Source organism: Streptomyces gobiensis, from assembly GCF_021216675.1.
In the GTDB taxonomy this organism is placed as follows: domain Bacteria; phylum Actinomycetota; class Actinomycetes; order Streptomycetales; family Streptomycetaceae; genus Streptomyces; species Streptomyces gobiensis.
This window is the reverse complement of record NZ_CP086120.1, coordinates 2,542,656-2,554,751: the sequence shown is the minus strand read 5'-3', so window position 1 is coordinate 2,554,751 and position 12,096 is coordinate 2,542,656. Positions and strand designations below refer to the sequence as shown.

Here is a 12,096-nt window from a genome sequence, read left to right as displayed (position 1 = left end):
GCGGCCGAGTGTGTCACTGTTCCGCGCCCACGGAGACCGGCTTCCCTCCCTCGGCCCTGGCAGGCTGGGAGGCAGCCCCGGAGGTGCTTCGTGGACGCGGCTTGACGCTCTGCAGTACGGCCGCCGATTCCTTGGCCGAGGCGATGGTCTGCTTGGGCGCCTGGATCTTCTTCAGCATGGCCCGCGCCACCAGCCCACAGAACACCGCGAACAGCAGCATCAGCCCGCCCACAATGACGAAGGCGACCGCGAGCGGGACCTTCCACCAGGCGTGCAGCCAGTAGGCCAGCGCGAAGCTGAACACCGGCAGCGAGAAGAGAGCGAGGACACCGGCGACAATGATCGCTCCGCTGCCGACCAGACCACGTGAGGCGGACTGCTTCATCTCGACCTTGGCCAGCGCGATCTCCTCATGCACCAGCGCGGACATCTCAGCCGTGGCCGCGGCGACCAACTGACCGAGGCTACGGCCGTCGTCGGCTGCGCTCATCGCTTACTCCCTCTGCTCTTCGGTCGCTGCTACTCCTTGTACTCCCCGGTCATCATGCCGGACCGGAGCTCTTACCGCTTTCTCCCCCTCGGCCCTCGCCGCCCCGGGAGGTGCTCCCAGCCGCCAGTTCGGCACGCCGTCGGTGCTCCGCCGCCTTCTCGTCGAAGATCCTGGCCATCCGCAGGTGGTACTCCGGCTGGCCCTCCTCGTAGATGTCCGGGACGCCGTCGCCGTCCTCGTCGCGGTCCTCGGCGTCGACGATTTCGCGGTAGTGGTCGTTACGGAGCTTGAGCAGGATGCCCGCGAGTACCGTGGCCAGCAAGGTGCCGATCAGCACCGATGCCTTGATCTGGTCCTCCAGCGGGGTGCCCTCGAAGGCCAGATCGCCGATGAGCAGCGAGACCGTAAAGCCGATGCCGGAGAGCGCCGCGATGGCGAGCACATCGGCCCAGGCGAGATCCGGGTTCAGCTCGGCCTTGGTGAAGCGGGCGGCGACCCAGGCGCCGCCGAACACACCGAGCGTCTTGCCGGCCAGCAGACCGAGGACAACCCCCAGCGTTTCCGGCTTGGTGAACACCTCGCCGAGCGCGGAACCGGAGACAGCGACACCGGCGGCGAACAGGGCGAACAGCGGCACCGCCAGACCGGCGGAGAGGGGCCGCACCTGGTGCTCGATGTGCTCGGCCGGGGAGTGCTCCTCGCCCTCCTTGAGGGTGCAGCGCAGCAGCAGGCCCATGGCGACACCGGCGACGGTGGCGTGGACGCCGCTGGCGTGCATCAGGGCCCAGATGACGAGGGCGAGCGGGACATAGACGTACCACCCCTTGACGCCCTTGCGGTGCAGGAACCAGAAGAGGACCAGGCCGGCGACGGAGGCGGCCAGTGCGCCGAAGCTGATGCTGGAGGTGTAGAAGAGGGCGATGATGATGATCGCGCCGAGGTCGTCAACGACCGCGAGGGTGAGCAGGAAGGCACGCAGCGCGGACGGCAGCGCGGTACCGAGGACGGCGAGCACGCCCAGCGCGAAGGCGATGTCGGTCGCCATCGGGATGGCCCAGCCGTCCATGTCACCCCGGCCGCCGGCGTTGAAACCGACGTAGACCAGCGCGGGCACGATCATGCCGCACGCGGCGGCGATGATCGGCAGCGCGGCGGCCCGGGGGTCACGCAGCTCACCGGAGACCAGCTCACGCTTGAGCTCCACACCGGCGACAAAGAAGAAGACGGTGAGGAGGCCGTCCTTGGCCCAGTCGGCGACCGAGAGCTTCAGATGCAGTGCCTCAACGCCGAACTCGAAGTTCTTGATGTCCGAGTAGAGGCCGCTGAGCCCGGTGTTCGCCAGGAGCAGTGCGGCCACGGCGGCGAGGAGCAGCAGCATGCCGCCGACGGTTTCCATACGCAGGATGTCCGCGAGGACTCTGCGCTCCTTCAGATCTGGCCGGTGAAGGAAATCAGAATCGTGCGTCTCGGGCGCGGACAAGGCTGTGACCTCCAGGAGTGGTGCTGGGCATACACGTGTGCTGTGTGCCGACCAGACTTCCCGGCGCGCCCTGATTCTTGCCCCGATCTTTACGCGGCGCCCCCAGACTAACCAACACGGGTGAAGGGCTCCGGAGAGGAGACCTCTCCCCGGAGCCCTTCACCCCGCTTTGCGTCTAAACCGGCCCGTCTCAGTCCTCGCTGGAGGCGCTGGGCAGCTTGCTCTGAATGAGCTCCATCACCGAGGAATCGGTCAGCGTGGTCACATCGCCCAGCTCGCGGTTCTCGGCGACATCGCGCAGCAGCCGCCGCATGATCTTGCCGGAACGGGTCTTCGGCAGCTCGGCGACCGGCAGGATCCGCTTCGGCTTGGCGATCGCGCCGAGCTGTTTGGTGACATGCGCGCGCAGCTCCTCGACCAGGTCCTCACCCTCCGCGCCCGCCGCGGTGGTGCCGCGCAGGATCACAAAGGCGCAGATTGCCTGGGTGGTCTGCGGATCCGCGGCGCCGACGACCGCGGCCTCGGCGACCGAGGGGTGGGAGACCAGCGCGGACTCGACCTCGGTGGTCGAGATGTTGTGGCCGGAGACCAGCATCACATCATCGACCCGGCCCAGCAGCCAGATGTCGCCGTCCTCGTCCTTCTTGGCGCCGTCGCCCGCGAAGTACTTGCCCTCGAAGCGTGACCAGTAGGTGTCGAGGTAGCGCTGGTCGTCGCCCCAGATGGTACGGAGCATGGACGGCCACGGCTCGGTCAGGACGAGATAGCCGCCACCGCCGTCCGGCACCTCGCGCGCCTCGTCATCGATGACGGTCGCCGAAATACCGGGCAGCGGCACCTGAGCAGAGCCGGGCTTGGTCGCGGTGACCCCGGGCAGCGGGCTGATCATGATCGCACCGGTCTCCGTCTGCCACCAGGTGTCCACGATCGGTGTGCGGTCGGCACCGATGTGCTGCCGGTACCAGACCCACGCCTCCGGGTTGATCGGCTCCCCGACCGAGCCCAGCAGCCGTAGCGAGGACAGATCGAACTTCGCCGGGATCTCATCGCCCCACTTCATGCAGGCGCGGATCGCGGTCGGCGCGGTGTAGAAGAGGGTGACGCCGTATTTCTGCACGATCTCCCACCAGCGTCCCTTGTGCGGGGTGTCCGGGGTTCCCTCGTACAGCACCTCGGTCGCGCCATTGGCCAGCGGCCCGTAGACGATGTAGGAGTGGCCGGTCACCCAGCCGACGTCGGCGGTGCACCAGAAGACATCCGACTCGGGCTTGAGGTCGAAGACGGCGTGGTGGGTGTAGGCGGCCTGGGTCAGATAGCCGCCCGTGGTGTGCAGGATGCCCTTCGGCTTACCGGTCGTACCGGAGGTGTAGAGGATGAAGAGCGGATGCTCGGCGTCGAATGCCTGCGGGGTGTGCTGCTCGGGCTGGCGCTCGACGGCCTCGTGCCACCACACATCGCGGCCCTCCGTCCAGCCGACCTCCTGGCCCGTGCGGCGTACGACCAGCACATGGCGGACCTGGCCGGCCCGCTCGACGGCCTCATCCACGGCGGGCTTGAGCGCGCTCGCCCCGCCCTTGCGGTAGCCGCCGTCTGCCGTGATGACGACCCGGGCGTCGGCGTCCTCGATACGGGTCGCCAGCGCGTCGGCGGAGAAGCCGCCGAAGACCACCGAGTGCGGTGCGCCGATCCGGGCACAGGCCAGCATGGCGACGACCGTCTCCGGGATCATCGGCATATAGATGGCCACCCGGTCACCGGCCTCGACGCCGAGCTCGGTCAGCGCGTGGGCGGCCCTGGCCACCTCGCGTTGCAGCTCGGCGTAGGTGGTCGTACGGCTGTCGCCCGGCTCACCCTCGAAGTGCAGGGCGACCCGGTCGCCGTGGCCGGCCTCGACATGCCGGTCGACGCAGTTGTAGGCGACATTGAGCTTGCCGTCCTGGAACCACTTCGCGAACGGCGGGTTGGACCAGTCAAGTGTTTCGGTGGGCTCGGTGTCCCAGCTCAGCCGACGGGCCTGCTTGGCCCAGAAGCCCAACCGGTCGGCCTTCGCCTGCTCATACGCCTCAGCGGTCACATTGGCGTCGGCAGCCAGCTCGGCGGGCGGCTCGAACCTCCGCTCCTCCTTGAGCAGATTGGCCAGGCTTTCGTTGCTCACGACATCTCCCTTTCCCAGGGTGTGCGCTGTGTCCCAGCTCATACCTCAGCAGCTCGCTGGGGCCCTGACAAGGGCCCTCAGGCAAGTGGTTTAGACCTGTTGCGGCGAACGGTTATCCCCCTCCGCGAACGGCTGGAGGCACCGCCCAGCGGTAATGCCGGGGAGGACGGACAGCGGACGGTCAGACGGCTCGTACCGGGGTGAAGACGGCCCCCTGACTGGAGGGGCCAGAGGGGCCAGAGGGGTCGGAAGAGCTGTCGAGCACATACGCCTGCGCCTCGCCGACATGGAAATACATGCCGTGGAGCTCCAGCGAGCCCTCAGCGATCCGCTTGGAGACACACTCATGGGCCCGCAAATGCTCCAACTGCTGGATCACATTGGTCAAAGAGAGTGCCTCGATCTCATCGGTCGTCACGCGGTCGGCGATCCGTGGCGCCGAGCCACGGGGCGAGTGCAGCTGTGCGGACAGCCGCTCCAGACTCGGCTGGCCATGGCTGAGCCAGCGGGAGAGCGAGGTGGGGAGCGCGGCGGAGGCGGCGCACTGACCCGTGCTGGGCTGAGCGGTGGCCTGGCGGCTGGCGTGCAGCGCCTGCATGGCGCCACAGCCGGAGTGCCCACAGATCGTGATGGAGCCGACCTTCAGGACCTGGACGGCGTACTCGATCGCTGCCGCCACCGAGTGGTCGCTGACCTCCCGGCCGGGTGGCGGCACCAGATTGCCGATATTGCGCACGGTGAACAGATCACCCGGACCGCTGGAGGTGATCATGCTGGTGACCAGCCGGGAGTCGGCGCAGGTCAGAAAGAGATGCGAGGGCTGCTGGCCATCACGGGCCAACCGCGCCAGCTCCTCACGTACCAGCGGTGCGGTGATCCGCTGGAAGTTCCGTACGCCCCCCAGCAGCTGGCCGCGCCGTTCGGGCCGGGAACTGGGCGAGAGCTCCGCATCGGGCTCTGTCTGAGGGCGGGTGCAGTGGTGGTTGCGCCAGGGGGTCCAGGGGGTGCAGCTGTGTGCGGTCGTGGGCTCCGCGATGCGTGCCCCGGCGCGGCCGGTGATGTCGACCTCGCCGCCGTGGGCGGTATGGGCGGTCCGCCAGTCCTGGAGCGTCTCGTATGCCGCGTGATCCATAAAGGAGCCGTCCAGCTCCACGACGACCTTGCACCCTTCCGGCAGCTGGCCCAGTGTCCGGCTGAGCCGTGGCACGGCGAGAAACGTCAACTGGCCCCGTACCAGCACCCGGTGAGCTGCCCCCTCCGGACCGTCGGCCCCGCCCGGCTCATGGGTGATCCGGGTGTGCGCCAGCCGGTGCAGGGCGACCGCGATCGCCACCGCGACACCGATCGCCACCCCTTCCAGCACCCCGAGCAGCACCACGGCCACCGTGGTAGCGAGATAGACCAGCACCTCACGGTGCCGGGTGACGCTGCGGATATGGGTCAGATTGACCATCTGGACACCGATCACCATCACCAGCGCGGCCAGCGCGGCCAGCGGAATCAGCTCCAGCAGGGCGACCGCCAGCCCGGTGGCGAGCAGCACCCAGATCCCATGCAGAATCGTGGAGTTACGGCTGACCGCGCCCGCCCGCACATTCGCCGTACTGCGCACCGCGACCCCGGTGATGGGCAGCCCCCCGAGCGCGCCGGAGACCACATTGGCCGCGCCCTGGCCGCGCAGCTCCTTGTCCAGATCGGCCCGCGGCACCCGGTCGGCACCCTTGCGGGCGGCGGCCAGCTTGTCGATGGCGACCGCGGACAGCAGTGATTCGACGCTTGCCACCAAGGTGATGGTGAGCACGGCGGCGAGCAGTCCGAGCACTGGCCCGTGCGGCATCTCGGGCAGCGCGTGGCTGCGCCAGGAGGGCAGCTCGACCCGGGGCAGATGCAGCCCGGCGAGGCTGGCGAACGCGGTGGCCAGGACCACGGCGACCAGCGCACCCGGGGCCTTGCGTGCAAGCTGGCCGGTCCGGCCCCGTAGCCGTGGCCAGAGCAGCAGCACGGCGATGGTGAGCACGCTGACCGACAGGGCGGCGGGGTGCGGGTCGGAGAGCTGCTGGGGGAGTGCCTTCACATTGGCGATGGCCGAGCTCTCGGGGCTGCCGCCGAGCACGATGTGCAGCTGGGCGAGGGCGATGGTGACCCCGATACCGGCGAGCATGCCGTGCACGATCGCGGGGCTGACCATCAGCGCGGAACGGGCTACGCGTAGATAGGCCAGGCCGAGCTGGGTGAGCCCGGCGATGATCGTGATGGCGCAGGTGGTGCGCCAGCCGTACAGCTGGATCAGCTCGGCGGTGACCACGGTGAGCCCGGCCGCCGGTCCGCTGACCTGCAAGGGCGCACCACCCAGCAGGCCAACGACGATGCCGCCCACGGCCGCGGCGACCAGTCCGGCCTGCAGCGGGGCGCCGGTGGCCAGCGCGATACCGAGGGAGAGCGGAAGCGCGATCAGGAAGACGGAGATCGACGCGGAGAGATCGGCGGCTCGTCGGCTGCCCGGGCGTTGTCGGCGGGCGGCGTTGAAGCTTTGGGCAGGGGCGCAGGCGGACATCTTTTCCGTCTCCGTCGCAAGAATCCGTCACGGTCTGTGCAGTTCTGATTACTCCCAAGTGGAGGTAAACGAATCGTAATGGCGGGTAAAGCCGCTCGGGAAGTGATCACAGGCAAATGAGTCGAGCGTTCTACCTAACGGGTGAATAGCGCGATAAGACGGCTTGTCATACTGGCCTATTTCTACGTTTATGCGACGTTTACGGCGGATTGGGGGCTGTGTGCCGTAAACGAGTGCGAGGTGGACCGATGGCAGGCGTGCGGAGATTCGCTGGCGGCACCGCTGGCATGACCATGGTGGCCATGACGGCGGCGATGGCCACGCTGGCAGTCGGCTGTGGGAGCGGGTCATCAGCGGACAACAGCGAGAAGAGCAGCGCGACCGGCAAGTCCAACGGGTCCGGTAAGGCCAATGGGTCCGGCAAGACCAACAAGCTCGACGAACTGCTGGCTGGCAAGCCCTTTCAGCCCAAGGTCATCGGCGATGGCTCTACGTCCTTCACGGGGTCGCAGCCCAACCAGCCGACGATGAGGAAGCTGAAGCCGGGCGAGAAACCGCCGCAGTTCGTGGTCTTCTCCTGGGACGGGGCCGGTGAGGACGGCAACAAGCTCTTCTCCCACTTCCGCAAGATCGGCAAGCGGTACGACGCGCATATGACGTACTTCCTCAGCGGCATCTATCTGCTGCCCGAGCGCGAGGCAAAGCGCTACAACCCGCCGGGTCACCGGGCAGGCGCGTCCGCCATCGGCTACCTCAAGGACGAGAACATCAGGGCGACGCTGGAGCAGGTGCGTGGCGCCTGGACGGACGGCAGTGAGATCGGCACCCACTTCAACGGGCACTTCTGTGGCGCGACCGGTGTCGGCACCTGGACGGTCGACCAGTGGAAGAGCGAGATCGAGCAGGCCAAGTGGTTTGTCAAGAACTGGAAGACCACGACCGGCTGGGCGGACACGGACGCACTGCCCTTTGACTATGACAAGGAGCTTGTCGGCGGTCGGACGCCCTGTCTGGAAGGGCAGCAGAATGTGCTGAAGGCGGCGGCGGAGATGGGCTTCCGCTATGACTCCAGCGGCATCGGCAAACAGGTCTGGCCGGGAAAGAAGCAGGGCCTGTGGGATGTGCCGCTACAACTGGTCCCGATGCCGGGGCGGGCCTTCGAAACGCTGTCCATGGACTACAACTTCATGGTCAACCAGTCCGGACCGGGCAGCGGCGACCCCGCCATGCACCCCCAGTGGGAACGGCAGACGCGGGAAGGCCTGCTCCAGGGCTTCGACCGTGCGTACCACGGCAACCGCGCGCCGCTGATCATCGGTAACCACTTCAACGACTGGAACGGCGGCATTTATATGCGGGCCGTCGAGGACGTCATCAAGACGGTATGCGTCCAGGACGAGGTCCGGTGTGTCTCCTTCCGCCAACTCATCGACTGGCTCGACGCCCAGGACCCGAAGCTGCTGAACCAGCTACGCACCCTGGACGTGGGCGAACAGCCAGAGCAGGGCTGGCAACGGTTCACGACACGCCAGCCCGGCTAGCCCTGCTGGCCCCACGGGGCGGCCTGGAGAACCCGGGCCCGGGGTGAGCCCGGTCCCGGGGACTCGTCCAGCCACCTCTTTACGCGGGTTGCTTCACGCGGGTTGCTTTATGCGGGGCGCACTACGCGGGGTGCTCTACGCGGGCTGCGGAGCAGCCTGCTCCTCGCACAGCACAAACGAGGGGTCGACCTGAGCGGCCAGATCAGCCCCCGTCTTCGCGTTGCCCCAGCTCTCCGCGTTCTTCAGATGGAAGTGCACCATCTGCCGGGTGTACCGCTCCCAGTCACGCCGCTCGTAGGCTGCGTCAGCCGTCTCGTAAAGAGTATGCAGCGCCTGCCTGTTGGGCTCCTCAAGCCGCGCGAAGGGAAGCGGTCGGCCCTTCTCCATGGTGCGGACCCAGTCCGAGTGGCCGACCGTGATCAATAGATCATCGCCGATCTCCTCGCGCAGATACGCCACATCATCCGGGCCCTGCACCTTGTTTCCGATGACCTTGAGCGGTACGCCGAAGTCGCGGGCGTAATCGCGGTATTGCCGGTAGACGGAGACGCCCTTACGGGTGGGCTCGGCGACCAGGAACGTCATATCGAAGCGGGTGAACATGCCGGAGGCGAAGGAGTCCGAGCCCGCCGTCATATCGACGACCATGAACTCCCCACGCCCGTCCACCAGATGGTTGAGACAGAGCTCGACAGCGCCGACCTTGGAGTGATAGCAGGCGACCCCGAGATCGGACTCGGTGAACGGGCCGGTGGCCAGCAGCCGGACGTCGTCGCCTTCGAGGGTGACGGGACGGGCGCATGCGTCGTAGATGGGGTTGTCCTCATCAATCCGGAGCAGCCGGGAGCCCTCGCCTGGCGGGGTCGTCTTGATCATGGTCTGCGCGGTGGCGATACGGGGGTTGGTGCCGCGCAGGTATTCCTTGATGAGGGGGAGATGGGCGCCCATCGCGGGCAGGGCGGCGGCCTCTGCTTCATCCAGTCCCAGGGCGGCGCCCAGATGCTGGTTGATGTCGGCGTCCACCGCGATCACAGGGATGCGGTGAGCGGCGAGATGGCGGATGAACAGAGAGGACAGGGTGGTCTTGCCACTGCCGCCCTTGCCTACGAAAGCGATCTTCATGTTCGTTAGCGTACGTGTCCGCACTCGGCGCTGGGCGGGAGCGCGGAAAGAAGACCACTCGATCGTGGGGCGTAGGGTCGTACTCATGAGTACGAGTCCTCAGCCCGCTGGCCCCGCCGACCCTGCCGACCCGCTGGCCCCGCTCGGCGCTCTGCCGGGGGTGGCCGACTCCGTCGAATCGGTACGGAAGGCGGTGGACCGGGTTTACGGCCACCGGGTGATGCGTCGGCGCAGTGCCGAGGTCACCTCGGAGGCGGTGCTGCGCGGGGCGCGCGCCTCGGCGGCGCTGGCGGGGGCGGACTGGGCGCTGGAGGAGGTGCGGCGACGCTCCGACTTCGGCGGTGATGAGGAAGCCCGGCTGGTGGGCGCCGCGCTACGGGTGACCGCGGAGGCGGGGCAGCTGCTCTCCGTATGGCGGCAGTCACCGCTGCGGGTGCTGGCGCGGCTGCACTTGGTGGCAGCGGGAGGCACCGCTCCGAAGGCCGCGGCGGGTCCCGGGGATCCCGCGGACGCGGCGGACACGGCGGACACGGTGGGGCGGCCGCGGCTGCCCGGGGAGCCGGTCGATGAGCCCTTCGTCCAGCTGGAACTGCCAGCCGCCGGTGCGGTGTCGGCGCGGCTTGAGGGGCTGGCCGAGCTCATCGTCACCGGATCCTCGGCGCCCGCGCTGGTGACGGCCTCGGTCGTGCACGGGGAGCTGCTGACACTGCGGCCGTTCGGCTCGTACAACGGGCTGATCGCACGGGCGGCGGAGAGGATCATCCTGGTCGGCAGTGGGCTGGACCCGAAGTCGATCTGTCCGGCGGAGGTCGGGCACCTGGAGCCGGGGCGGGATGCCTACCTACAGGCGCTGGACGGTTACGCCTCCGGGACTCCGGAGGGCATGGTGGACTGGATCACGCACTGTGGGCGGTCCGTGGAACTGGGGGTGCGGGAGTCCACCGCGGTCTGCGAGGCGCTACAGCGCGGGGCGGCGTAAGGGCGGTAAGAGCCGCGGGACGCAGACAGAGGCGCGACGCAGGCAGAGGCACAGACAGAGTTGCGGCGACACCGGTCTGGGATCGATGCCGCCGCTGGCATGTCCACCGGGGTACCAGTGCGTGCTCGATTTGTTTCCGATCAGGTCGGGACTTTGCCCGTCACCTGATGCGGTAGGCCCGTAATCGACGGGTCGGCGTCGCGTGGGTTCCCGGTTTTCATGCTCGGTCCGTGGGCCTTGTTCCTCTTCGGTGATCCTCTCGGATTGCCGTAGGTCTCGCGGGCCTTGAGTCCTTTGTACAACGCTCAGGGGTGAAGCGGAAGCCCTGGCCACAGATCTTTACTTTTCAGGTCAAACAGCGAACACCGCCGCAAGGCGCTTAAAGCGCTCAAAGCATCTGAAGACGAGCTAAGCAGGCATAAAGGGTCCACTCACAAGGCGCCCAAGGTGTGCCCGCGAGGCGTCCGAGGCCGACGAGGCCGACGAGGCCGTCCGAGGGGTCCAAGGGTCCAGGACCTCCTCCTGGACCCTCAGTGGAGGCCGTACCGGGCGCGGCGTCTGCTGGTGTACCAGACCAGCCCGGCGGTGGCGGCAGCGGCGCCCACCGCGGCCGCTGCGGCGAGGACCGGGCGAGGCGGCATCGACAGCGTGGGCACCCGCTGCTTCAGCCGCACCGGGCGGGAGAAGGAGAGGATCGGCCAGTCGCGGATGATCGCCTCCCGGCGCAGGGCTCGGTCGGGGTTGACCGCGTGCGGATGGCCGACCGACTCCAGCATCGGAACGTCCGTGGCCGAGTCGCTGTAGGCGTAGCACTGGGAGAGGTCATATCCCTCGGACTCGGCGAGCTCGGCGATGGCTTCGGCCTTGGTCGGGCCGTAGGCGTAGTACGCCACCTCGCCGGTGTAGCGGCCGTCCTCGACGACCATCCGGGTCGCCACCACGCGGTCGGCACCGATCAACTCCCCGATGGGCTGGACGACCTCGGAGCCGGAGGTGGAGACGATCACGACATCGCGGCCCGCGAGATGGTGCTCCTCGATGAGGGACGCGGCCTCGTCGTAGATGATCGGGTCGATGAGATCGTGGATGGTCTCGGCGACGATCTCCTTGACCTGCTGGACGTTCCAGCCCCGGCAGAGCGAGGAGAGATACTCCCGCATCCGCTCCATCTGATCGTGGTCGGCGCCGCCCACCAGGTATACGAACTGGGCGTAGGCAGTGCGGAGTACGGCCCGGCGATTGATCAGGCCACCTTGGTAGAACGACTTGCTGAAGGTGAGCGTGCTCGACTTCGCAATGACCGTCTTGTCCAGATCGAAGAAGGCGGCTGTCCGAGGCAACGACTGTTTTTCCACAAGAGAGAGGATAGGGGGCCACCATTCGGCGTAAGGTGTGGCGCGTGGGTTTGCCTGAGAAGGCTCTCGGGTACACCATGGAAGTCACGGATCGTTCGCGACCGTGCTAACCCGGTCCGACTCCTCCCCCCCCGAGTCGGCCGTGGGGACGACCCCCGCTCTCCCCCCCGGCGGGGGTCGTCGCATGTCCGGAGCCCTTTTCCGGTCTCGGCATGCCCTTCTCCTCTCTGGTCGGCCTCCGGCGGCGGCTGCCCGCGACCCATGAGACAAGTAACTGAGTGTAATCGCAAGGGTGCTCTCCGGGAGCCACCGAGATGGACGGCTAAGTTATTCACAACCGGTGAGTTGTCCACAGTTTTAGACCAAGATCCCCAAGATTTTCCGCACTTCTGCACGGTGATTCCGCAAGGCGTCCACGGA

The 12,096-nt window shown here is 67.6% G+C and carries 8 protein-coding genes; 2 read left to right on the top strand and 6 right to left on the bottom strand.

Going from position 1 to position 12,096, the window contains the following annotated elements; genetic code table 11:
- Positions 1-13: 13 nt before the first annotated feature.
- The 4 genes from test1122_RS11715 to test1122_RS11700 form a co-directional block, all read right to left on the bottom strand.
- The gene (locus test1122_RS11715) at positions 14-490 is read right to left on the bottom strand and encodes a phage holin family protein (protein WP_232269118.1); all 477 of its coding nucleotides are present in this window, start codon (positions 488-490) and stop codon (positions 14-16) included.
- 52 nt (positions 491-542) lie between these two features.
- Positions 543-1,970: a Na+/H+ antiporter NhaA gene (gene nhaA, locus test1122_RS11710; protein WP_232269117.1), complete on the bottom strand. Its 1,428-nt coding sequence runs from the start codon at positions 1,968-1,970 to the stop codon at positions 543-545.
- Between the two features lie 190 nt (positions 1,971-2,160).
- The gene (acs, locus tag test1122_RS11705) at positions 2,161-4,125 is read right to left on the bottom strand and encodes an acetate--CoA ligase (RefSeq protein WP_232269116.1); all 1,965 of its coding nucleotides are present in this window, start codon (positions 4,123-4,125) and stop codon (positions 2,161-2,163) included.
- A gap of 181 nt (positions 4,126-4,306) precedes the next feature.
- Complete coding sequence (locus test1122_RS11700) at positions 4,307-6,679, bottom strand: bifunctional SulP family inorganic anion transporter/carbonic anhydrase (protein WP_232269115.1); 2,373 nt, start codon at positions 6,677-6,679, stop codon at positions 4,307-4,309.
- Positions 6,680-6,927: 248 nt separating this feature from the next.
- Between test1122_RS11700 and test1122_RS11695 the strand changes: the two genes are divergently transcribed.
- Positions 6,928-8,220: a polysaccharide deacetylase family protein gene (locus test1122_RS11695; RefSeq protein WP_232269114.1), complete on the top strand. Its 1,293-nt coding sequence runs from the start codon at positions 6,928-6,930 to the stop codon at positions 8,218-8,220.
- A 135-nt stretch (positions 8,221-8,355) separates the two neighbouring features.
- On the opposite strand, the gene test1122_RS11690 is transcribed toward test1122_RS11695, so the two are convergent.
- Positions 8,356-9,342: an ATP-binding protein gene (locus tag test1122_RS11690; protein ID WP_232269113.1), complete on the bottom strand. Its 987-nt coding sequence runs from the start codon at positions 9,340-9,342 to the stop codon at positions 8,356-8,358.
- Between the two features lie 85 nt (positions 9,343-9,427).
- Here test1122_RS11690 and test1122_RS11685 point away from each other — a divergent pair, with 85 nt between their 5' ends.
- On the top strand, positions 9,428-10,321 hold the full coding sequence (locus tag test1122_RS11685; protein WP_232269112.1) for a Fic family protein: 894 nt from the start codon (positions 9,428-9,430) through the stop codon (positions 10,319-10,321).
- 530 nt (positions 10,322-10,851) lie between these two features.
- Here test1122_RS11685 and test1122_RS11680 read toward each other — a convergent pair.
- Positions 10,852-11,688: an HAD family hydrolase gene (locus test1122_RS11680; RefSeq protein WP_232271873.1), complete on the bottom strand. Its 837-nt coding sequence runs from the start codon at positions 11,686-11,688 to the stop codon at positions 10,852-10,854.
- Between the last annotated feature and the right edge of the window lie 408 nt (positions 11,689-12,096).

Excerpts from the sequence above, each read along its gene's own strand:
- test1122_RS11685 (WP_232269112.1), top strand. The coding sequence starts at position 9,428 with ATGAGTACGAGTCCTCAGCCCGCTGGCCCCGCCGACCCTGCCGACCCG.
- test1122_RS11695 (WP_232269114.1), top strand. The coding sequence starts at position 6,928 with ATGGCAGGCGTGCGGAGATTCGCTGGCGGCACCGCTGGCATGACCATG.
- test1122_RS11690 (WP_232269113.1), bottom strand. The coding sequence starts at position 9,342 with ATGAAGATCGCTTTCGTAGGCAAGGGCGGCAGTGGCAAGACCACCCTG.
- test1122_RS11700 (WP_232269115.1), bottom strand. The coding sequence starts at position 6,679 with ATGTCCGCCTGCGCCCCTGCCCAAAGCTTCAACGCCGCCCGCCGACAA.
- test1122_RS11715 (WP_232269118.1), bottom strand. The coding sequence starts at position 490 with ATGAGCGCAGCCGACGACGGCCGTAGCCTCGGTCAGTTGGTCGCCGCG.